This is a genomic window from Rouxiella aceris (assembly GCF_012933545.1).
Classification (GTDB): Bacteria; Pseudomonadota; Gammaproteobacteria; order Enterobacterales; family Enterobacteriaceae; genus Rouxiella; species Rouxiella aceris.
Genome location: NZ_JAADJU010000010.1, coordinates 16,606 through 39,437 on the forward strand (window position 1 = coordinate 16,606; position 22,832 = coordinate 39,437).

At 52.0% G+C, this 22,832-nt stretch carries 20 protein-coding genes and 1 other annotated feature; of the genes, 7 read left to right on the forward strand and 13 right to left on the reverse strand.

Features of this window, described 5'->3' with window-relative positions; all coding sequences use genetic code 11:
• Positions 1 to 44: 44 nt before the first annotated feature.
• Positions 45 to 740 carry an L-ribulose-5-phosphate 4-epimerase gene (araD, locus tag GW590_RS17785; RefSeq protein WP_169404424.1) on the reverse strand — a complete coding sequence of 232 codons (696 nt, stop codon included), beginning with the start codon at positions 738 to 740 and terminating at the stop codon, positions 45 to 47.
• Positions 741 to 1,215: 475 nt separating this feature from the next.
• Between araD and osmB the strand changes: the two genes are divergently transcribed.
• Positions 1,216 to 1,431 (forward strand): osmotically-inducible lipoprotein OsmB, encoded by a 216-nt coding sequence (gene osmB / locus GW590_RS17790; RefSeq protein ID WP_169404425.1) that lies wholly within the window; start codon positions 1,216 to 1,218, stop codon positions 1,429 to 1,431.
• Between the two features lie 427 nt (positions 1,432 to 1,858).
• Here the strand turns inward: osmB and yciH are convergent, their stop codons facing one another.
• Both yciH and pyrF read right to left on the reverse strand, forming a co-directional pair.
• Positions 1,859 to 2,188, reverse strand: a complete 330-nt coding sequence (gene yciH / locus GW590_RS17795) for a stress response translation initiation inhibitor YciH (RefSeq protein WP_169404426.1) — start codon at positions 2,186 to 2,188, stop codon at positions 1,859 to 1,861.
• 12 nt (positions 2,189 to 2,200) lie between these two features.
• Positions 2,201 to 2,929 carry an orotidine-5'-phosphate decarboxylase gene (pyrF, locus tag GW590_RS17800; protein ID WP_169404427.1) on the reverse strand — a complete coding sequence of 243 codons (729 nt, stop codon included), beginning with the start codon at positions 2,927 to 2,929 and terminating at the stop codon, positions 2,201 to 2,203.
• A 246-nt stretch (positions 2,930 to 3,175) separates the two neighbouring features.
• On the opposite strand from pyrF, the gene GW590_RS17805 reads away from it, so the two are divergent.
• The gene (locus GW590_RS17805) at positions 3,176 to 3,460 is read left to right on the forward strand and encodes a hypothetical protein (RefSeq protein ID WP_169404428.1); all 285 of its coding nucleotides are present in this window, start codon (positions 3,176 to 3,178) and stop codon (positions 3,458 to 3,460) included.
• Between the two features lie 10 nt (positions 3,461 to 3,470).
• Here the strand turns inward: GW590_RS17805 and lapB are convergent, their stop codons facing one another.
• The 3 genes from lapB to pgpB all read right to left on the reverse strand — a co-directional run bounded on the left by lapB (position 3,471) and on the right by pgpB (position 5,921).
• Positions 3,471 to 4,640, reverse strand: a complete 1,170-nt coding sequence (lapB, locus tag GW590_RS17810) for a lipopolysaccharide assembly protein LapB (protein ID WP_169404429.1) — start codon at positions 4,638 to 4,640, stop codon at positions 3,471 to 3,473.
• A gap of 6 nt (positions 4,641 to 4,646) precedes the next feature.
• Entirely contained in the window at positions 4,647 to 4,952 is a 306-nt protein-coding gene (locus GW590_RS17815; RefSeq protein WP_169404430.1) for a LapA family protein, read from the reverse strand.
• A gap of 207 nt (positions 4,953 to 5,159) precedes the next feature.
• Positions 5,160 to 5,921 (reverse strand): phosphatidylglycerophosphatase B, encoded by a 762-nt coding sequence (gene pgpB, locus GW590_RS17820; protein ID WP_169404431.1) that lies wholly within the window; start codon positions 5,919 to 5,921, stop codon positions 5,160 to 5,162.
• Between the two features lie 306 nt (positions 5,922 to 6,227).
• On the opposite strand from pgpB, the gene ribA reads away from it, so the two are divergent.
• On the forward strand, positions 6,228 to 6,818 hold the full coding sequence (ribA, locus tag GW590_RS17825; protein WP_169404432.1) for a GTP cyclohydrolase II: 591 nt from the start codon (positions 6,228 to 6,230) through the stop codon (positions 6,816 to 6,818).
• Positions 6,819 to 7,046: 228 nt separating this feature from the next.
• Here the strand turns inward: ribA and acnA are convergent, their stop codons facing one another.
• The 3 genes from acnA to topA all read right to left on the reverse strand — a co-directional run bounded on the left by acnA (position 7,047) and on the right by topA (position 13,895).
• Positions 7,047 to 9,722, reverse strand: a complete 2,676-nt coding sequence (acnA, locus tag GW590_RS17830) for an aconitate hydratase AcnA (RefSeq protein WP_169404433.1) — start codon at positions 9,720 to 9,722, stop codon at positions 7,047 to 7,049.
• A 285-nt stretch (positions 9,723 to 10,007) separates the two neighbouring features.
• Entirely contained in the window at positions 10,008 to 10,982 is a 975-nt protein-coding gene (cysB, locus tag GW590_RS17835; RefSeq protein ID WP_169404434.1) for an HTH-type transcriptional regulator CysB, read from the reverse strand.
• Positions 10,983 to 11,297: 315 nt separating this feature from the next.
• Complete coding sequence (gene topA / locus GW590_RS17840) at positions 11,298 to 13,895, reverse strand: type I DNA topoisomerase (RefSeq protein ID WP_169404435.1); 2,598 nt, start codon at positions 13,893 to 13,895, stop codon at positions 11,298 to 11,300.
• 435 nt (positions 13,896 to 14,330) lie between these two features.
• Here topA and GW590_RS17845 point away from each other — a divergent pair, with 435 nt between their 5' ends.
• Positions 14,331 to 14,582, forward strand: coding sequence for a YciN family protein (locus GW590_RS17845; protein ID WP_169404436.1), 252 nt, complete (start codon positions 14,331 to 14,333; stop codon positions 14,580 to 14,582).
• Positions 14,583 to 14,684: 102 nt separating this feature from the next.
• Here GW590_RS17845 and sohB read toward each other — a convergent pair whose 3' ends face one another.
• Positions 14,685 to 15,728, reverse strand: coding sequence for a protease SohB (gene sohB / locus GW590_RS17850; RefSeq protein ID WP_169404437.1), 1,044 nt, complete (start codon positions 15,726 to 15,728; stop codon positions 14,685 to 14,687).
• 395 nt (positions 15,729 to 16,123) lie between these two features.
• On the opposite strand from sohB, the gene GW590_RS17855 reads away from it, so the two are divergent.
• Both GW590_RS17855 and cobO read left to right on the forward strand, forming a co-directional pair.
• Positions 16,124 to 16,885 (forward strand): YciK family oxidoreductase, encoded by a 762-nt coding sequence (locus GW590_RS17855; RefSeq protein ID WP_169404438.1) that lies wholly within the window; start codon positions 16,124 to 16,126, stop codon positions 16,883 to 16,885.
• Between the two features lie 14 nt (positions 16,886 to 16,899).
• Positions 16,900 to 17,490, forward strand: a complete 591-nt coding sequence (gene cobO / locus GW590_RS17860) for a cob(I)yrinic acid a,c-diamide adenosyltransferase (protein ID WP_169404439.1) — start codon at positions 16,900 to 16,902, stop codon at positions 17,488 to 17,490.
• 217 nt (positions 17,491 to 17,707) lie between these two features.
• On the opposite strand, the gene rluB is transcribed toward cobO, so the two are convergent.
• From rluB to rnm, 3 genes are all read right to left on the reverse strand, one after another.
• Positions 17,708 to 18,601 carry a 23S rRNA pseudouridine(2605) synthase RluB gene (gene rluB / locus GW590_RS17865; protein ID WP_235955988.1) on the reverse strand — a complete coding sequence of 298 codons (894 nt, stop codon included), beginning with the start codon at positions 18,599 to 18,601 and terminating at the stop codon, positions 17,708 to 17,710.
• Between the two features lie 551 nt (positions 18,602 to 19,152).
• A complete protein-coding gene (locus GW590_RS17870) occupies positions 19,153 to 19,773 on the reverse strand; it encodes an L-threonylcarbamoyladenylate synthase (protein ID WP_169404441.1) in 621 nt (206 codons plus the stop codon).
• Positions 19,774 to 19,883: 110 nt separating this feature from the next.
• A complete protein-coding gene (gene rnm, locus GW590_RS17875; RefSeq protein ID WP_169404442.1) occupies positions 19,884 to 20,756 on the reverse strand; it encodes an RNase RNM in 873 nt (290 codons plus the stop codon).
• 322 nt (positions 20,757 to 21,078) lie between these two features.
• Positions 21,079 to 21,180, forward strand: a sequence feature (Trp leader region).
• Between the two features lie 89 nt (positions 21,181 to 21,269).
• On the opposite strand from rnm, the gene GW590_RS17880 reads away from it, so the two are divergent.
• Positions 21,270 to 22,832, forward strand: a complete 1,563-nt coding sequence (locus GW590_RS17880) for an anthranilate synthase component 1 (protein WP_169404443.1) — start codon at positions 21,270 to 21,272, stop codon at positions 22,830 to 22,832.

Here is a 22,832-nt window from a genome sequence, read left to right on the forward strand (position 1 = left end):
CAAAGAGATGATTAGATTTTATTCATGCGTTGGCGGTCAAAAATTTATTGTCCGTAATAAGCAGTCTTACCATGCTTGCGCAGATAGTGTTTATCGAGCAGAACCTGCTGCATAGTTTCCAGATTTGGCGTTAATTGTCGGGAGAATATTCCCATATAGGCAATCTCTTCCAGCACCACCGCATTGTGCACCGCCGTTTCAGCATCTTTGCCCCAGGCAAAAGGACCATGCGAGTGCACCAGCACCGCCGGAATGGCATCTGGCTTCAGCTGACGTTCGATAAAGGTTTCAACGATCACCTCACCGGTTTGCCATTCATAGCGATCGGTAATTTCCTGCTCGGTCATTTTACGGGTGCAAGGAATGGCACCATAAAAGTAATCGGCATGGGTGGTACCCCAGGCCGGGATATCCAGGCCGGCCTGCGCCCAGATGGTGGCATGGCGGGAATGGGTATGCACAATCCCGCCCACTTCGGCAAAATTAAGGTACAGCACGCGATGGGTATCGGTGTCTGATGATGGTTTTTTGCTCCCTTCCACCACTCTGCCGGTTTCCAGTTCCACCACCACCATATCCTCCAGCCCCATATGCTGGTATTCAACGCCGGAGGGTTTGATCACCATCAGACCTTGCTGGCGATCAACAGCGCTGACATTGCCCCAGGTAAAGGTCACCAGATTGTGACGCGGCAGGGCCAGATTGGCTTCGAGAACCTGTTCTTTCAATTGCTTAAGCATGGGATTGTCCTGTTTTACAGCGTTGATCTATTCTCGGAGTCCTTGGCTGGTGAGGGTATGGGGAAAATGGCTAAAGAGTACGTGCGGTTCTGCTGCGATGGCAAAAATGTCCACCAGGCGACATATTGCCACTCAAGGTCGGCAACACCTTGCAGCCAATTCGATGATCGACGGCTGAAATAACGCCAGTTGTCAGAAACATGGCATGCTTCACCAGTAATTAAGACTATTTACCTGTTCGTCGGCAACTATTCGCCGTAATTTAGTGTTATCGGATGAGATTAAAAATCCGTAAGTTCTAAATAATTTAATCCAACGTCATTGGCGTTGTAGCCAGATAGATCAACAGAAGCACTAACACAGCTGCAACTTCCAGGATAAAACGCAGCTAGCAGCGGAAAACAATTCCGCTGAAATGGCAGTTATTATCTATACTGATAAGGTTTAAGTAAGATCCTTTCCGAGGAGCACGACCATGCAATTAAATAAACGTATCGCCAGTATTGGACTGGTGTTTGCCCTGACTCTGTCTCTGAGCGCCTGTGGTAACTGGTCTCACCGCGATCGCAATACGGCAATTGGTGCCGGTGCCGGTGCCCTGGGCGGCGCAGTGCTAACCAATGGTAGTGCCTTGGGCACCGTCGGTGGTGCTGCCGTAGGTGGCATCATTGGCCATCAGGTAAGCAGATAAAATATGCTCATTTTAGCGGTATTATCAGTCATCATGTTTGTGCTGATAAATTTGCCGCTAAAATATTCAGTCATTTATTTTCTGAAGACCCGGGTTCTGTTTAAAATTAATAAATAGAATCGCAAAAATAATCGCGTAATTATTAGCAATCTGCTGCTTATTAATAAATATGGCAGCAGATTGTTTTTTATTTTTTACCGCCGATATCTTTGAGTCAACCCCGCAATAAATAGAGCCAAGGCTACAGTGATTCGGGCGAACAAGTGCAGCCAACACAGCTACAGGGTCAAGGACGCAGGCTACCCCAAAGTCATTGGCGCTGTAGCAAGGCGGCAAACGAGCGAGTCCCGATGAGCTGACACCAGTCAGTGATTCGGGCGAACAAGTGCAGCCAACACAGCTACAGGGTCAAGGACGCAGGGGGGGGTTAGCCGCCGGCAAGTTTGACCTTATACCCTGCAACCTCAAGCAACTGCTTAAGCAAATCGCGCTTATCCCCCTGGATCTCAATAACACCCTCTTTGACAGATCCGCCACAGCCACACTTTTTCTTCAGCTCGGCGGCCAGCTTATCCAGCGCGGCATCATCCAGATCGAGTCCGCTGATCAGACAAACCCCCTTGCCTTTACGGCCGCTGGTCTGGCGTTGGATACGCACAATACCGTCACCTTTTGGCCGCTCTACCTTGGCTTTAGGTTCATCAATGCGGCCACTGTCGGTGGAATAGACCAAACGGCTGTTATTATCATTGTTCATCGGCAATTTTCCTTACAGCAGTGATGCACGGATATCGCGCAGCGTTTGTGCGGGATTAGCCGACTGAGTAATAGGACGTCCAATCACCATATAATCCACCCCGGCCTGTTGCGCCTGCAACGGCGTCATCACCCGACGTTGGTCATCGGCGGCGCTGCCGGCAGGACGAATACCCGGCGTCACCAGTTTAAATGCCTGGCCTAACTGGCTTTTAAAACCAACCGCTTCCTGGGCGGAACAGACTACACCGTCAAGACCACAGTCACGGGTCAGGGTTGCCAGGCGCAGTGCATAATCAGCCGGACTCAAATTGATGCCCAACTCCGCCAGGTCACTGGCTTCCATGCTGGTCAGTACGGTGACAGCGATCAGCAAAGGAGCTTCTTTACCAAAAGGTTGCAGCGCTTCTTTGGCGGCGCGCATCATTCGCGCGCCGCCGCTGGCGTGAACATTGACCATCCATACGCCCAGATCGGCGGCGGCGGCAATGGCATGTGCCACGGTATTGGGAATATCATGGAATTTCAGATCGAGAAAGACATCAAAATCCCGCGATTGCAGATCTCTGACCAACTGCGGTCCAAACAAAGTGAACATTTCTTTGCCGATTTTGAGACGGCAGTCACGGGGATCGATACGATCAACAAAAGCCAGCGCGGCGGATTTGTCGGCGTAATCAAGGGCGACTACAATTGGTGATGATTTCAAGTCGTTGTTATCGGGATTATTTTCTGACTTCATTTCTTCAACCTTTTGTATGTTTTATGCAATAAGACCGGGAAACACTGGCCACCGCCGAGCAGTCAAGGCTGCACTAAGCTGACAGATTGTGACCAGAGTAAAATTTTTGACGCCCGCATTCTACATGGCACAAGCCATAAAGCCCAGCCGTGGATGATGTGACAGTTTGATGAATTTTTTATGAATGGCTAGACAGTCTACGCTGGCTGGCATAGCTTGATGTTTTATCTAAAGGAAAGCTTAAAAATGAGCGAGATATCTACACTTACTATTAAAATCCCTCTGGTGCTGAAAGAGCAAATCCGCGAAGCTGCGCTTGCTGCAGAACATTCACTCAGTGTGGAAGTCTGTGCACGCCTTGAACATAGCTTTGCCGTCACCAAAGATAAAAAAGAGAAAAAAGAAGCCAAGGCCACTGAATCAGAAGTCGATAACCAGCACTTGAGCGAAAACATCGAACCGGCCCTGACGCAAAAAGAGCTGAAAAAACTGCGCTTATTGCTGAATAAAAGCCAGAGTAAAAAGAAATAAGACGGACCTATTATTGTCCATCGAGGCCGCGAATAGGTTTTACTGTCGCCCATGCCCGGCATGATGGACAGTGCCAATAAAGCGAATGCGCCGTAAAGCCACATTTATGGCAACGGTAGCGTGGCTTGGTGCGGATCTGTTCCCCCACCATGTCACGCAGTAATACCAGACTCTCTTTTGCACGCCCTTCTTCTGCATCCGCCAGGTGGTAGTCCATAAGATGATGGAAAACGCGCATGGTAGGATGCCGCTGCAACTGCCGGTTGATATACAGTTGTGCCACTTCCCGCCCTTCTTCCTGCTGTAAAATCTCGGCCAGCATCAACTCTGCCGTTGCTCCGGTATTCTCATCAACGCAGCGTTTAAGAAATTCGGCCCATTCCAGTTGGTTATTAAGGTGTTGATAGCACTCCTGCAACATGGGCAGAGTTTCACTCACCACCTCTTTATCTTGCTCAAGTACTCGCTTAAGGGCATCGGCGGCTTTGCTGTACTCGCCCTGCGCCAAGAGAATGCGCCCTTGCATAATAGAAACGCGAGCACAAAGTTTATCCGCCGAGGCCGCCTTTTTCAGCAAGTTGCTGGCCTTGTCGAGATCGTCACTGGACATCGCCTGCAGCGCCAGTTCACAGTAAAAGTGGGCAATCTCCTGACGCTTATTATCTTTACCCAGTTTGACCAGTTTTTCGGCGACATCGATAGCGCTCTGCCAATCGCTGGTCGCCTGGTGAATAATCAGCAGTTGCTGCAAGGCAAACAACTGGAAGTCCTGCTCTTTAAGCAACTGATTAAACATATCTTCTGCACGGTCATAAAACCCGGCGGCCATATAGTCGCGTCCGAGTTGCTGAACCGCCAACAACCGCTGTTCAAAGGTCAGCGAGGCGCTTTCCATCAATGACTGATGAATGCGAATGGCGCGATCAACCTCACCACGGGAACGGAAAAGGTTACCGAGGGTCAGATGCGCTTCAACGGTGTTACTGTCCTCTTTCAACATGTCGAGAAACAGGTCCACCGCTTTATCTTGCTGATTGGAGAGTAAAAAGTTTACCCCTGCCACGTATTCGCGCGATAAACGGTTGGCGTTCTGCTGTTTATCCTGTTGTGAGCTTCTGCGCCCCATATACCAGCCATAAGCGGCGGCGACGGGCAATAACAGAAACAGCAGTTCTAACATAGGGGATTATTCCTTACTGACTGCAGGCTGCACGTCAGGCCCGGCCGTTGCCGGAGCAATTTGTTGTTCAAGACGTTTGATTTTACGCTGTGCACGGCTAAGGGACAGACGTACGCGTAAATAAAACAGACCGCAGATAATCCATCCCAGCACAAAACCGGTGGCAAACAGTACCGCCAACAGTGTGGAAACGCGGTAATCGCCTTGCGCCAGCAAATAATTGAAGGTCACAACCTGATCGTTGTGGGCACCCAGAGTGATTGAAATCACGACGATGACCAGTACGAACAAAAAAATCAGCAAATATTTCACATTCATTCCTGTAACGCCGGAGAGTCCGGATAAATTATGCCAAAAACTGACGTCCTGACCTAATAAGTTAGCATTTCCCACCGCAGCTGGGAAATTTTGAGACCGGATATTGTCTGGATTGCAGAAAGTTCATACAACCGCCAAGCGCAACGCAACAGGCCTAAACAGGATATGGGGGTGATAACTGCAAAACAAAGTCTGCCAGGCTTATTCCACTTCGCGCTCGGTGATCTCCTGTTGCTCCTGCGGCGGGATCGTCAAAGGACCGCACAGTCGTTGCGTCAACCAGCATGACAGGGTGACCAGTAACCAACTGATGGCCACTGAAGCCAGCAGATCTCTGGGCCAATGCATGCCCAGCAGCAAGCGGCTGCCCATCACCAACACTGCCCAAACCATCAACACGGCGACGGTTTTGTAGTGCCTGCGTGGCCACAGCAACCCGACGCCCAGCAGTGCCCAACTGGCAGCAAACATGGTATGACCGGAAGGAAAAGCAAAACCGGTATCATTCTGCCAGCTTTTACTCAGCCACTGCGGGATCAGCGTACTGTTTTCCAGCTCCTGCCTGACCTGCTTGCTGCGCAGTTTACTTTTCTGCTGATAAAAAGCTGTCACGTCCATCTGCTGGCTGGTACCCAGCCACTGGACATAGGGACGCGGTTCCTGTACCTGATTCTTGACATAGGTCTTCACCCCCTGCCCCAGCAATACGGCGGCAATCAGGATCACCACCAGACCTATCGCCGGTTTGATGCGAAAACGCAGACACCACAGAAACCAGATACACAACAAGGTGTTGGTCAGTATCCCCCAGGGAGCACTTACTGTCTCGGTTATCCAGTATAATGGGCGTAATATCAGATCGCTCATGCCGGGTGTCCATAGCCAACCGCTGATCCATACTCCTGCCGGCATCAGCAACAGGAGCAAAGCAGCACTGCTAGTCCTTTTAGTAATTTGAAACATGAAATGACCCTAATATCTAAAGTTTGGCAACAATCACAGGTATAATAGAGCATTCTAAGCAACGCTTGGCAGTGCCGTCCAGACGTGAATGTTATCGTTGTAAATAATGTTTCTTAGTTATCATTATCTTATTAGTTATCATTATTTAGAATAATTGCCAGACTATCCGCCGAGGATTTTTATGGCAATATCATCACAGCCTCACAAGAAGGGTTCAGAAAGGCACCGGTTTTGCTGGTCAACCTGTTCCTCTCTACGTAGGATGCGCCACAAGAATTAAAAAATATGTAGGTTTTGGAGAGTAACATGCAGCTGAAACGGGTGGCAGAAGCCAAACTGCCAACGCCTTGGGGCGACTTCCTGATGGTAGGTTTTGAAGAATTGGCAACCGGGCACGATCACCTGGCTCTGCTTTTTGGTGATATTACCGGCGATACGCCTGTGCTTGCACGCGTGCACTCTGAATGTTTGACAGGGGATGCATTGTTCAGCCTGCGCTGTGATTGCGGATTTCAGCTGGAAGCAGCAATGAACCATATCGCTGAAGAGGGACGTGGCATCCTGATGTACCACCGTCAGGAAGGGCGTAATATCGGCCTGCTCAATAAAATCCGCGCTTATGCCTTGCAGGATAAGGGCTATGATACTGTCGAGGCCAATCATCAATTGGGCTTTGCTGCCGATGAGCGTGATTTCACCCTCTGTGCCGACATGTTTAAACTGTTGGGTGTTGACGCCGTGCGACTACTGACCAATAACCCGAAAAAGGTCGAAATTCTGTCAGAAGCCGGGATCAACATTATAGAGCGAGTCCCGTTAATCGTTGGCCGCAATCCAAAAAATGAACGCTATCTGGCCACCAAAGCGGCCAAAATGGGTCATCTGTTGGATAAGTAAGTGCTGTGGGTTTGATGACCATCAGAAGCACCGGCCTCCCGGTGCTGAGTTTGATGACAAAGTCGTCTTGATGATCGAGATACCCGGGCATAGCACACCTAGGGGCGCTCCGGCGGGCAAGCCCGCTACGACCCCAACGGTGCACTCTCCCTAATAATGGACTTTGTCAGCAGTCTGAGCACCGGCCTCCCGGTGCTTTTTTTATGCCAACAGATGGCTGTTTTTCGTCTACAGCATCTTGCGGATCACATAGTGTAAAATACCACCGTTTTCAAAATAGGTTAGCTCGGTGCCGGTATCAATGCGACAACGCGCCTGGATCACCTGTTTTTTACCGTCGGCATAGGTAATATGCACCGCGACCTGTTGACCCGGTTGCAGCGACTGCAAACCGCTGACGCTCAGGGTTTCATCCCCTTGCAGCCCGAGAGTTTTCCGCGTAGTGCCAGCCGGGAACTCCAACGGCAAGATGCCCATGCCGATAAGATTTGAGCGATGGATCCGTTCAAAAGATTCGGCAATCACCACCCGCACGCCAAGCAGCCTTGGCCCTTTCGCCGCCCAGTCACGGCTGGAACCGGACCCGTACTCTTTACCGGCAATCACCGCCAACGGTACCCCTTCACGCTGATAGCGCATGGCCGCGTCGTAGATAGCCAGGCGTTCCTGAGAAGGAATATGCCGGGTCACGCCGCCTTCCACGCCGGGTACCATCTCGTTGCGAATACGAATATTGGCAAAGGTACCGCGCATCATCACCTCGTGGTTACCGCGTCTTGACCCGTAAGAGTTAAAGTCGTCGGGTGTCACGCCGTGCTCACTGAGATAACGTCCTGCCGGGCTGTCGGTTTTGATATTCCCTGCCGGAGAGATATGGTCGGTGGTCACCGAATCGGCAAGAATGGCCAGGATACGGGCGTCTTTGATATCCACCAGGGCATCGGGCTCAGCCTTCATGTCGCTAAAAAAAGGCGGATGACGAATATAGGTGGAGTCTTGCTGCCAGGCATAGGTTGGCGTCCCCGCCACCTGGATGCTCTGCCAGTTTTTATCCCCGTTGAACACCTCGGCGTATTCTTTATGGAACATCGCGGTTTTCACCTGCTCTACCGCTTTGGCAATTTCATTGGCGGACGGCCAGATATCACGCAGATAGACCGGATTGCCCTCGCGGTCTTCACCCAGCGCATCATGCGTCAAATCTACCCGCATATTGCCGGCCAGCGCGTAGGCCACCACCAGCGGTGGCGACGCCAGCCAGTTGGTTTTAATCAACGGATGAATACGCCCCTCAAAATTACGGTTACCGGACAGCACCGCGCCGACGGTGAGATCCCCCTGCTTGATCGCCGCTTCAATCGGTGCCGGAAGCGGTCCGGAGTTACCAATACAGGTAGTACAGCCGTAACCTACCAGATTGAACCCCAGTTTTTCCAATTCCGGCATCAATCCGGCAGCATTGAGATACTCGGTCACCACTTTCGATCCAGGGGCCAGCGAGGTTTTCACCCAGGGCTTGCTTTGCAACCCTTTGGCTGCCGCATTTTTCGCCAGCAGTCCGGCGGCCATCAGTACGCTAGGGTTGGAGGTGTTGGTACAGGAAGTGATGGCTGCAATCACCACCGCCCCGGTGGTCAACTGATGTTGATGCCCCTGATAGTTAAACTCGACGCTCTCCTGGTGGCGGGATGAACTGCCGCCCAGATCCAGCTCGGTGGCGGCGTTAAACGCCTGCGGTACCTGGCCTAATGCCACCCGGTCCTGTGGCCGTTTCGGCCCGGCAAGGCTTGACTCCACCAGGGCCATATCCAGCGCTAATGTGCTGGTAAAAATCGGCTCATCCCCCGGAGAGCGCCACAGCCCCTGCGCCTCACTGTAGGCTTGTACCAGTGCAATCTGTTCATCGCTGCGGCCGCTGAGTTTCATATAGCTCAACGTCACTTCATCCACCGGGAAGAATCCGCAGGTGGCACCAAATTCTGGCGACATATTGGCGATCGTCGCCCGATCCGCCAGCGGCAGATCAGCCAGTCCGTCGCCGTAGAACTCAACAAATTTACCGACCACACCATGCTGGCGCAGCATCTGCGTCACGGTCAAGACCAGGTCGGTGGCGGTGATCCCTTCGCCAAGTTTGCCGGTCAGCTTAAAACCCACTACGTCGGGGATCAGCATCGAGACCGGTTGTCCCAGCATCGCCGCCTCGGCTTCTATGCCGCCGACGCCCCAGCCCAACACGCCAAGGCCGTTAATCATGGTGGTATGCGAGTCGGTGCCCACCAGCGTATCGGGATAGGCAACCTCCTGGCCGTTTTGCTGTTCATGCCATACAGTCTGGCCGAGATACTCAAGGTTGACCTGATGACAAATACCGGTACCCGGTGGCACCACGCGAAAACGGTTAAAAGCTTTTTGTCCCCAACGCAGAAAGAGATAACGCTCATGGTTGCGAGCCATCTCCAGCTTGACGTTCTCGGCAAAAGCCTCCTGGTCACCAAAGGCATCGACGGTAACCGAGTGGTCGATCACCAGGTCCACCGGCGACAGCGGATTAACCTGATTCACATCCCCGCCCAGGCGCTCTACCGCCTGTCGCATGGCAGCAAGGTCAACCACGGCCGGTACACCGGTAAAGTCCTGCATCAGCACTCGCGCCGGGCGATAGGCTATTTCGCGCTCGGCATGGCCGTTTTTTTGCCAGTCGACAATCGCCTGCAGGTCAGCCTCGGTGACGGTTTCACCGTCCAGGTTACGCAGCAGGTTTTCCAGTAGCACTTTCAGGGATTTGGGCAAGCGGTCAATATTGCCCAGCCGCGCGGCGGCCTTGGGTAAGCTGTAAAAGTGATATTCCCTATCGAGGTTTGCCAGCTTATCCTGACTATTCTTGCGAAGATCGGACGACATAGCTTCTCCTTGTTAACGCTTTTATTGTGTTATCAGGCGACCTACCCGGGTATTGCGGGCAAAGACCCAGCAGAGGGTAAGTGTTCTTATAAACATAACACAAAATTTAATTAACCTTTTTATAACAACACGCGTAGCTAACGGACGATCTGGCAACCTGCTGTGCCAGTAGCAAGCGGCAGTGGGCAAAAAGGGGTCACAGAGGGACACAACAAGAGAGGAAGACAGGCGTGAGGCTTGCGCGCCAGGTCGCCGCTGAATGGCGACCTGGCGGAAAATAGCCGGTTATTTATAGGGAAGTTTAATATCTTTGAACAGCACTTCAATATCTTCATTGGAGCGCAGGGCAATGGCGCTGTCGACCACGTCACGGGTGAGGTGTGGTGCAAAGCGCTGAATAAAGTCATACATATAGCTGCGCAGGAAGGTACTGCGTCGGAAGCCGATTTTGGTGGTGCTGTGGGTGAAAATATCGCTGGCATCGACGATAACCAGATCCGGATCCTGCACCGGGTCTACCGCCATACTGGCAATCACCCCTACGCCCAGTCCGAGACGAACATAGGTTTTAATCACATCGGCATCGGTGGCAGTAAACACGATACGCGGCGTCAGGCCAGCACGGTTAAACGCCGTATCCAGCTCTGAGCGACCGGTAAAACCAAAGGTGTAAGTGACTATCGGATAGGCGGCCAACTCTTCAATGGTGACTTTATCTTTACCCGCCAGCGGATGGTCGGGCTGCACCACCACGGCGCGATTCCAGTGGTAGCAAGGCAGCATAATCAGATCTTCGTAAAGATGTAGCGCCTCGGTGGCAATGGCAAAGTCGGCATTGCCCTTGGAAACGGCCTCAGCGATTTGCGTAGGCGATCCTTGATGCATATGCAGGGATACCCTTGGGTAACGCTCGATAAAGCCTTTGATGACGTTAGGCAAGGCGTAGCGCGCCTGGGTGTGCGTGGTAGCAACATACAGCGAGCCTTTATCAGGATAGGTATGTTCTCCGGCTACGGCTTTAATCGCATCCACCTTTGACAGCACTTCACGGGCGATGCGAATAATTTCCTGGCCCGCAGGCGTGACCTGGGTAAGATGCTTGCCGCTGCGGGCAAAGATCTGGATCCCCAGCTCGTCTTCCAGCATGCGCACTTGTTTGCTGATGCCTGGCTGTGAGGTGTAAAGGCCTTCTGCCGTCGAAGAGACGTTCAGATTGTGATTAACAACTTCTACGATGTAACGCAGCTGCTGCAATTTCATATCTTATACCATCCTAGTTTGAAACCCTGTCCACTCTCATCCTGCCGTTGCGGGCAGCAAGGAATAGCTATTATTTATGGTGTGAGCTGCTTAATTCAAATAATGCATAAAAAAATATTTTATATAACAACAGTCTATTTTTTCAATCATTTTTAACGCATGACGCAGGAAAGTAAATCACTATTTCGCCAAAACGCGTCATTGTCGCACAATAGCTGACTGTAAATTCTAATCGGCATTGACCTGTATTGCATAAAAAAACCAGCCATGGTGGCTGGTTTTTAACCTTTACTGGGGGTTAACGCAGCAAATTATTTACTTTTTGCCTTCGACCCACTTGCCATCAACAAAGAACGCCGTCCAGCCGGTAGCTTTGCCCTCTTTCTCAGAGGAGACATATTGCTGTTTGGTCTTGCGGCTGAAACGCACCATCGCTTTGTTACCTTCAGGATCAGCAACCGGCGCATCGGCCAGATAGCTCAACTTTTCAGGTAAACGATCTTTGAAACGCAGCAGTTCTTCAACCAAAGGCGCACGGGTTTCGCGAGATTTCGGGAAGGTATTGGCCGCCAGGAAGACCCCGGCTGCACCATCACGCAACACAAAATAGGCATCCGATTTTTCGCAAGCCAACTCAGGCAATGGCACCGGATCTTCTTTTGGTGGCGCCACGTCGCCGTTACGCAAAATCTTGCGGGTATTTTTGCACTCTTCGTTGGTACAGCCCATGTATTTACCAAAACGCCCCATTTTCAGGTGCATTTCGGAGCCACATTTTTCGCACTCAACGATCGGGCCGTCATAGCCCTTAATGCGGAACTCGCCCTCTTCGATCTCATAACCGTCGCAGGCCGGGTTGTTACCACAGACATGCAGTTTACGCTGGTTATCGATCAGATAGCTGTCCATGGCCGTGCCACACTTTTCACAGCGGCGACGTGCACGCAGGGCATTGGTTTCGGCTTCGTCACCTTCGAGGATGTTAAGCACTTCCGCTTCCGGCACCAGGTTAATGGTGGTTTTGCAACGCTCTTTCGGCGGTAACGCATAGCCCGAGCAACCGAGGAATACCCCGGTAGTCGCCGTACGAATGCCCATTTCGCGGCCACAGGTCGGACAGTCGATAGTGGTCATCACCATCTGATTAGGCCGCATACCGCCTTCTTGCGGATCTTTCTCGGCAATTTCCAACTGCTGGCTGAACTGGACGAAGAAGTCATCGAGCACCCCTTTCCATTCCGCCTTGTTGTTGGCCACCTGGTCCAGCCCATCTTCCATTCGCGCGGTGAAATCATAGTTCATCAGTTCGCGGAAGTTTTCTTCCAGACGATCGGTGACGATTTCGCCCATTTTCTCGGCGTAAAAACGGCGGTTTTCAACATGGACATAGCCGCGATCCTGAATGGTCGAAATGATCGACGCATAGGTGGAAGGTCGGCCGATACCGCGTTTTTCCAGTTCTTTAACCAGCGAGGCTTCACTAAAACGAGCCGGTGGCTTGGTAAAGTGCTGGGTAGGCAGCAGCTGTTGCAGCTCAAGGGTAGTGCCCACTTCAATAGGTGGCAGCGTGCGATCTTCGTCACCTTTGCGCAATGCCGGCATTACGCGAGTCCAACCGTCAAAGCGCAAGGTACGGCCCTTGGCGCGCAGCGAGTAATCGCCCGCTTTCACCGTCAGGGTGGTGGAGTCGTACTGGGCAGGCATCATCTGACAGGCGACAAACTGACGCCAGATCAGCTGATACAGTTTCTGCGCGTCGGCTTCCATATCTTTCAGTTCTTCAGCCAGCACCTTGACATCAGAAGGACGAATGGCTTCGTGCGCTTCCTGAGAATTCTCTTTGTTGCTGTACTGATTGGCGGCTTTCGGCAAATATTTTTCGCCAAAATTATCACCGATATAACCACGCACCATCTCAACCGCATCCTGACTCAGATTAGTGGAGTCAGTACGCATGTAGGTGATATGACCGGCTTCATACAGACGCTGCGCCATCATCATGGTTTTCTTCACGCCAAAGCTCAGACGGGTACTGGCCGCCTGTTGCAACGTGGAGGTAATAAAAGGTGCACCCGGCTTGCTGCTGGTCGGTTTGTCTTCGCGATCCACCACGTCGTAACGGGCTTTTTCAAGCAGCGCCACCGCAGCATGGGTCTGTTCACGATTGACCGGTTTAAAGGCTTTTTCGAGGTGATGGGTTACCTCCATTTGCAGCGAAATCTGATCTTTCGATTGCAGATCGGCATGCAGTTCCCAATATTCTTCGGGAACGAACGCCTTGATCTCTTTTTCGCGCTCAACCACCAGACGTACCGCCACCGACTGCACGCGTCCGGCCGACAGGCCACGGGCAATTTTTTTCCACAGCAGCGGAGAAACCATATAGCCCACCACGCGGTCCATAAAGCGACGCGCCTGTTGAGCATTGACCCGGTCGATATTTAATTCGCCCGGTTGGTTAAACGCCTGCTGGATGGCATTTTTGGTTATTTCGTTAAAAACAACGCGGCTAAAACGTTTTTCATCACCACCAATCACTTCCCGCAAATGCCAGGCAATCGCCTCTCCTTCGCGGTCAAGGTCGGTTGCGAGATAGATGTGGTCAGCTTTTTCCGCCAGCGCTTTTAACTCGGCCACCACCTTCTCTTTGCCAGGCAGTATTTCGTATTGCGCTTCCCAACCGTGGAAAGGGTCAACGCCCATACGATTAACCAGCGCGGTTTTCTCATCCTTTTTTACTTTTTTCTTTGTTTTTTCTTCGGTTGAGTCGGCGCTTTTTTTAGCGGCTGAGCCACTGGTTGGCAGATCGCGGATATGACCGACGCTGGACTTAACCACGTAGTCATTTCCTAAATATTTATTAATCGTTTTGGCTTTTGCCGGGGACTCAACTATTACAAGAGCTTTGCCCATAATTACCTTTTACCTAAATTATTCTTCTCGAAAAGAAGATTTTGTCTTGTTATGCCGCGGCACATTTAATGTCTTTTTTTATATTGCAGCAGTGAGTCGGGAGATCAACTGTTTTTTTTCTCCACCCTCGCCAGCCGCCCTTTAACAGGGACAACCCAATGAAATTCTGTGCTTTTATAACTCAGACCGAGGTGAACAAGTTGCCATCATGGCATAAAACAATGCGCAAACGTAAACAAATCATTCCACCTTACGGCAGAAAATCCCACACTCTACCTGATAAAAATTGCCACGCAACCTAATTAGCACCTAAACCCGGTTTCTGCCAGGTTGAACATTATATGCTCCAGGTCAAGGCCGCTGCCCACTGGGTGATTGCGGTTTTGTCCGACGCAGGATTACAATAACGCCAGAGATTATCGTGGGGATTTTTTTATGTACACCAAGACATCGGCAATAAGTTCTGAAGCTTTACTTATAGAAGCAAATAATGTTATCCGCCAACATGAAGCTTATCTTCAGGGAATGGTGGCCACCAGCGTAGAACAAAAAGGCGGCGTACTGGTTTTTCGTGGCGACTTTTTCCTTGATGAACAGGGATTACCTACCCGCAAAACCACAGCCGTATTTAATATGTTTAAACACTTGGCCCATCTTTTTTCAGATAAATACCACCTGGAAGATTAGAACATTTTTTAACCGTAATCGCAGGTCGATGGGTTAAAATAACCGTCCGCTTTACTGGCGGTTATTTTAATATAAAAGGGACCGCAGTCCCTTTTAACCCGCTTATAGCAGCGGCTTTTCACTACGCTGTAGCCAACGTAAAAACAGACGATCGACACTCTCGGCCGCGCTGCCGGTAAACCTGTCCATCATGCGTTTGCGACGACTGTAATGCACCGCAATAACTTCATGATTTTGCATCTCGGCAATCAGTAGATCATCGCTGGTACCGATAGCGTCAATCAGGCCTTTCTCACGTGCCTGAGTGCCAAACCAGTGTTCACCGGTGGCTACAGCATCAATATCCAATGACGGGCGATGCTCACCGACAAATTGTTTGAATAACTGATGCGTTTCGTTAAGATCTTCGCGGAATTTTTCACGTCCTTCTTCGGTGTTTTCACCAAACAAGGTCAGTGTGCGTTTAAACTGACCGGCAGTATGCAACTCGACATCAATGTCGTTTTTCTTTAACAGGCGACTAAAGTTGGGGATCTGCGCCACAACGCCAATGGAGCCGATAATGGCAAATGGTGCGGCAACAATGCGGTCGGCCACACAGGCCATCATATAACCGCCGCTGGCTGCTACTTTATCTACTGCAACAGTCAGTCGAATACCGCCCTGACGCAGGCGGGCCAACTGTGACGCTGCCAGACCGTAGCCATGCACCACACCGCCCGGGCTTTCCAGTCGCAGCAGCACTTCATCCTGCGGGGTGGCGACAGCCAATACTGCCGAGATTTCCTCACGCAGTGAAGTGACCTCATGGGCATCCATGCTACCTTTAAAATCAAGTACGTAGAGACAGGATTTATTTTTTGTCGCCCCGTTTTTCGCCTGCAGTTTTTTGGCTTTGCCCTCGGCCTTTTCCTGCTTTTTAAATGCCTTGATACTCAACTTCTGTTCTGCCGGGTTGAGACGCGCATTACGCATCTCACGTTGCATTTCCCGGTATTCCTCCCCCAAATCGGTCAGACGCAGTTCGCCTTTGCCCGCTGATTTACGCTGGCGTAATCCTACAAACAACACCACCAGGGCACCGATGGCGACCACCAGGGTGACAACTTTGGCCAGGAACAGCCCATACAGAGAGAGTAAATCCACAAATACCGCCTTTTAACTTGCTGATAAGATACTGACCCATTCTAGACAATCGGCGTCAATGAGTCTTGCAGGAAAGCATGTTGCCCATAACAGCAGTCTTGTTAACCCTTATCGTCCGGCGATTCAAGATGATAACCGCCGATTTTGCGATAAAAGCGTTAAACATGATGCGTCTGTGATTCATTTTTGTTACAAATGATCCCGTCGTTATGGCGTTATTTATTGAAAGCCTCCTTTATTTAATGGCATATAAAACCCGTTATTCAGCGGTGTCGACACCCTATACTGGCGGCTTGTTTGACTATGGTTGAGGTTCCTTCTCCCGGCAAACAAGCGGCTCTGATGCGTTGCTGGCCTTTGCCACCGCATCCCGACCCTATTGCGAGGATTATTCTGTGCATTATCATCCAAAATCAGACTTACTCCGCCAACGTATTATTCTGGTCACCGGTGCCGGTGACGGCATTGGCCGCGAAGCCGCCCTCACCTACGCCCGCTTTGGTGCCCAGGTTATTTTACTGGGACGAACCGAAAGCAAACTGTTGGCGGTACAACAGGAAATCACCCGCGCCGGGGGCTTGCCTGCACAGTCCATCGTCCTCGATTTGCTTACTGCAACGGCAGAAGATTGCCAGCAGGTTGCCGGGCAAATCACTCAATGGGTGCCGCGTCTCGACGGCGTACTGCACAATGCCGGGCTACTTAGCGAAATTGTGCCGGTAGCCGATATCAAGTTGCAAGACTGGCTGGATGTGATGCAGGTGAACGTCAATGCCACCTTTATGCTGACCCAGGCGTTGCTGCCGCTATTGCTAAAATCGGCCAGTGCTTCGCTGGTCTTTACCAGCTCCAGCGTTGGGCGTGAAGGCCGCAGCGGCTGGGGTGCCTATGCGGTATCCAAGTTTGCTACCGAAGGGCTGATGCAGGTACTGGCCGATGAATATAAACAGACTAACTTGCGGGTTAACTGCATCAATCCGGGGGGAACGCGCACCAGTATGCGGGCATCTGCTTTCCCGGATGAAGATAGCCAGAAGCTAAAAACCCCTGCCGATATTATGCCGTTATATCTTTATCTGATGGGGGATGACAGTCGTCGCAAAACCGGCATCAGTTTTGATGCCCAGCCCGGCCGTAAAGCCGGTCCAGCTGAATAAATCGAGCACACTCCATGACCACAGATCGCCACCAGCAACGCCAGCAAAAATTAAAACAGCAGGTCGATGCCCGTATTGAAGCCGCCACCCAGGCCCGCGGGATCCTGATTATCCTCACCGGCAACGGTAAAGGCAAAACCACCGGTGCGTTTGGCACCGTCACCCGCGCAGTAGGACACGGTCAGCGCGCCGGGGTGATCCAGTTTATTAAAGGAGAATGGCCAAATGGGGAACGCAATCTGTTGGAACCTCACGGCGTTGAATTTCAGGTAATGGCAACCGGTTTTACCTGGGAGACGCAGAATAAAGAAACCGATACCCAGGCCTGTCAGGCAGTGTGGCAACATGGCAAACGTATGCTGGCCGACCCCTCGCTTGATCTGGTGGTGCTTGATGAGCTGACTTATATGCTCAGCTTTGCCTATCTGGATTTGCAGGAGGTGATCGACGCCTTAACTGCGCGCCCGGCCCATCAAACAGTGATTATCACCGGTCGTGGCTGTCATCGCGATCTGCTGGAAATGGCTGACACTGTCAGCGAATTACGCCCGGTAAAACACGCCTTTGACGCCGGCATTATGGCGCAACAGGGCATTGACTGGTAAAAGCCAGGTAGTGCAAAAAAAAACGCAGCACTAAGGCTGCGTTCAGACGGCTGACAAAGTTCGTTATTAGGGAGAGTACACCGTTGGGGTCGTAGCGGGCTTGCCCGCCGGAGCGCCCCTAGGTGTGCTATGCCCGGGTATCTCGATCATCAAGACGACTTGGTCATCAAACTCTACGCAGCACTAAGGCTGCGTTTTTTAATACCAGATCGGCAGCTTAGTGCTTGGCTGAACCACTGCTGCGACGCACAGGGGCAACCTGAGTATGACGCTTGACGGCACGACGGATCTGGTTGGCCTTGACCCGACGACGATCGCGCTCAACCGGCATCTTGCTGACAGTTTCTTCGTTCATCTCTACCAATTGACGCAGGTAGTTGATATCCGGAAGATCCAGCTCTTTATAGCCGCCACGCGGCAGGCCTTTCGGCAGATTAAGATCGCCGTAACGTACACGGATCAGACGGCTGACTTGCACACCGACGGCTTCCCACAGGCGACGAACTTCGCGGTTACGCCCTTCAGTCAAGGTTACGTTGTACCACTGGTTAATCCCTTCCCCACCCTGATATTTAATGGTGCGGAAAGCGGCTGGGCCGTCTTCCAACTGAACGCCACGGCTCAGCTGTTTGATTTTCTCGTCGTCGATCTGACCGAAAACACGCACCGCGTATTCACGTTCAACTTCACGACTTGGGTGCATCAGGCGGTTAGCCAGTTCACCGTCAGTGGTAAACAGCAACAGACCCGAGGTATTGACGTCGAGACGGCCAACCGCCACCCAGCGTGAGCCACGCATTTTAGGCAGACGATCGAACACGGTAGGACGGCCTTCAGGGTCGCTGCGCGTACAAAGTTCACCTTCCGGCTTGTAGTAAGCCAGTACGCGACAGACAGTATCCTGCGCTTCGAGAATGGACAGCACATGACCATCAAGACGGATCTTGGTGCCGGCAGTCAACTCAACGCGATCGCCCAGGGTAGAGATTTTACCGTCTACACTGATACGACCTTGCTGGATCATCGCTTCTACTTCGCGACGCGAACCGTGACCGGCGCGGGCTAATACTTTTTGCAGTTTTTCACTTTGCAGACCTTCGCCTTCGTCCAGCGCGTTCTTTGGCTTTTCGTATTTCGGCGCTTCTTCTGCTTCGTCGTCACTGACTTTTTTCACCAACAGGGTCTCAGCACGTGGCTTGGTGCTACGGGGTTTATCACCCTGCGGCTTTCCATTACGTGGTTGATCCATGCGTGGTTTTTCAGTACGAGGTCTGTCCGCACGGGGTTTATCCGCGCCGATGTTCTCCGCAGCGACTTTACCGCCACGGGCTTTTTCTATCCGAGATTTGTCTGCGCCGGGCTTTTTGCCGCGCGGCTTATCTGCTTCGGCACGCTGGAAACGCGGCTTATCAGAGGAAAACTTATCGTTTTTTTGCTTACTGGAATTAAACTTCTCGCTCATTGAGCAGCCTCATTTGTCGCCTTCACAGGCGTCGGGGGGAGCAGACAGCGCAACCTGAAAGATTGTCTGTCTGCGAGAAAACAGTGACTTACGAAAAAGTCAGCCCTCCATTATACACAGTTATAGCCACTATGTACCGATGATTGTGGATAAAACGCTTAAATTTTATCCATTACCTTTACCTGCAAAATGGCCGCAGATTAACGGAAAGGCGTCGGATCGCCGGCACCTTCGCGGACCACTTCCGGGATCGAGTCGGTCAAATCGATAACCGTCGTCGGCTGTTGTCCCAGAGAACCCCCGTCAATAATCAAATCCACCAGCTTGCCGATGCTCTCTTTGATCTCTTCAGGATCGGATTCCGCAAAGTCATTGCCCGGCAACATCAGGGTGGTGGACATCAGCGGTTCACCCAGCACGTCGAGCAGTGCCAGCGCGATAGGATTGGAGGGAACGCGCATACCAATGGTTTTACGTTTCTCGCTCATCAGGCGACGCGGTACTTCTTTGGTGGCTTTAAGAATAAACGTGTAATTACCCGGCGTATTATTTTTCATTAAACGGAAGGCCGAGTTATCCACATAGGCATAGGTCGAAAGCTCGGAAAGATCGCGGCAAACCAGAGTGAAGTTATGGTTGCCATCCAGTTGCCGAATGCGACAAATACGCTCCATTGAATTTTTATCTTCCAGGCGACAACCCAAGGCATAGCCCGAATCCGTTGGATAGACGATCACGCATCCTTTGCGCAGCATATCCACAGCCTGGTTGATCAACCGCGGTTGCGGATTTTCAGGATGGATATAAAAGTACTGACTCATGTTAATTCCTCTCTATCGTTTGCAGACCGTCTTGTCTGCCAGCAGAAAGTACCGGGGAAACTATGTTCCCGACGGGTATCTCTTGCTTTAATCCGCTTGCGGGACTGTGTTTATCGCGACTGTGGCCAGTCCTGCCAGACGGCCTGTACGTTGGCCGGTAGCCAAAGTTTGCGCCCCAGCTCGATCCACGAACAGGGGAGATGAAAGTCCGACCCCTGCGATGCCAGTAAATTATAGTCACGGGCCAATACGGCGTGTTGCGTGCGCTCATCGGGCGACTGCTGACACTGCGCCACTTCCATGGCATCGCCGCCATGTTCGGCAAAATAAGCCAATAACCTTTTTAACCATTTGGCGGATAAATCATAGCGTCCGGGATGGGCGACCACGGCCTGACCACCAGATTGGTGAATAACATCAACGGCTTCTTCTATTGTACACCACTGTGGCGGAACATAACCGGTATTGCCCTTGGCGAGATATTTTTTAAATACCTTGGCGATATTGTCCGCGATGCCGATTTCCACCAGATAACGGGCAAAGTGCGCGCGGGTTACCGCCCCGCCCTGCGCCAGACGCAGCGCACCTTCATAGGCCCCTTCAATACGGGCCTTGGCCAGGCGGCGGCCAATCTCCTGCGCCCGTTCCACCCGCAATTGAGCCTGACGCTCAAGCAGGCCGACCATCGCCGGATGCTGCGGATCGATACGCAGCCCGACAATATGAATCTCATGGTTTTCCCACAGTGTCGAAATTTCCACACCGTTAATCAGTTGCAGCGGTAACTGTTGATCCGCAATGGCCGCCGCCGCGCGCGCCAATCCTTCGGTGCTGTCGTGGTCGGTAATGGCCAGCACGCCAACGCGCATCTCCACCGCACGAGCGACCAGCGCTTCGGGCGTCAGATAACCGTCGGAGGCGGTAGTATGGCTATGCAGATCGTAAAGGGTGAAGGCAGGTGAATCAGATAAACTTGCTGTCATAATAATTATAGAAAGGCTCTGTAAAAAAACTGCCGGTATCATAACCCGTAACCTGTCGGCGAGTTACCGCTATCTCCGCTTTGTCCGCGGATTGTACAGCTTTTAAGCAAAGCGTAGTCAGGCGGACAGCCATGGCCACGGAGGTGAAAATAATCAGTAAAAGGTGGTTGACTTTAGGGTGGTGAACTAGTTAACTAGTACGCAAGTTCACAGGGCAACGTGGCAAGCGAATTCAAGGCAAGCACTACTTACTGTCACTACCCCTCGGCAATATGGGTATCAACAAGAGCGACTGATGATGAAAATTAACATGACTTCTGTTAACAGCTGGTGGCGCGCTTCCCCTTTGCGGGCGGTGTAATCGCGCATAGCTGTCATCAGACGCTGCAGATACCCCAGGCCCGCACAATGCGGGCTTTTTTGTGGGCAAAGATCGGCATTTACCCGGTGGCAGTTAAAGGGTAAAACTTTATTGAATATCACGCCTTTGGGGCGACAGAATCAGGAAAAATCATGAGTAATCAACAACAAAAATTGGAACTGTTGACCGCGCAAGGAAGTTACCGTGGCGATCCAACGGCGATTTTTCACCAACTGTGCGGCGCACGTCCGGCAACGCTGTTGCTGGAAAGCGCAGAAATCAATACCAAAGAGAGCCTGAAAAGCCTGTTGATCATCGACAGCGCCCTGCGCATTACCGCCATGGGCCGCGTGGTGACCATTGCGGCACTGACCGCCAACGGGGCGTCACTGCTGCCGCTGCTCGATGCCTCACTGCCCGCCGATGTCATCAATGTCGTGCGCCCCAACGGTCGTGAACTGACTTTCCCGCTGATTGACAGCATGCAGGACGAAGATGCCCGCCTGCGTTCGCGTTCAGTATTCGACGCGCTGCGTAACGTCCTCCAACTGGTAGAGTCCCCGGCCGATGAACGTGAAGCCATGTTCCTTGGCGGTCTGTTTGCCTACGACCTGGTGGCCGGATTTGAAGACCTGCCGCAGCTCAGCGCCCAGCAACGCTGCCCTGATTTCTGTTTCTATCTGGCAGAAACCTTGCTGGTGCTCGACCACCAGCAGCGCAGCAGCCGTTTGCAGGCCAGTCTGTTTACCCCTTCACAACAAGAGAAACAGCGCCTGCAGGCTCGCCTGGAACAACTGCAACATCAACTGCAGCAGCCACTGCACGCTATCCCGCAGCAAAGCGTGAGCGATATGCAGTTAAGCTGCAATCAAAGTGATGAAGTCTTTGGTGCCGTGGTTGAAAAGATGAAAGAAGCCATCCGCGCCGGTGAAATTTTCCAGGTGGTGCCATCGCGCCGCTTCTCACTGCCGTGCCCTGCTCCGCTGGCAGCGTATGAAACGCTGAAAAACAATAATCCCAGCCCCTATATGTTCTTTATGCAGGATAACGATTTCACTCTGTTTGGCGCATCACCGGAAAGCGCACTGAAATATCAGGCCAGCAATCGTCAGATTGAAATTTACCCGATTGCCGGTACCCGCCCGCGCGGACGTCGCGCCGATGGTTCACTGGATGCCGATCTCGACAGCCGTATTGAACTGGAAATGCGTACCGATCATAAAGAGCTGGCTGAGCATCTGATGCTGGTTGACCTGGCGCGCAACGATTTGGCACGTATCTGCGAGCCGGGAAGCCGTTATGTCGCCGACCTGACCAAAGTTGACCGTTACTCCTTTGTTATGCATTTGGTTTCCCGCGTGGTGGGCACACTGCGCGCCGATCTCGATGTGCTGCATGCTTATCAGGCGGTAATGAATATGGGTACCCTCACCGGAGCACCGAAAGTACGCGCCATGCAGCTGATTGCCGCCTCGGAAGGCACACGCCGCGGCAGTTACGGCGGCGCAGTGGGTTACTTCACCGCCCATGGCGACCTGGATACCTGCATCGTGATCCGCTCGGCTTACGTTGAAGATGGCATTGCCACCGTTCAAGCAGGTGGCGGCGTAGTGCTGGACTCCGTACCGCAGTCTGAAGCCGATGAAACTCGCAATAAAGCCCGTGCTGTGCTGCGCGCCATTGCCACAGCCCATCATGCCAAAGAGGTGTTTTAA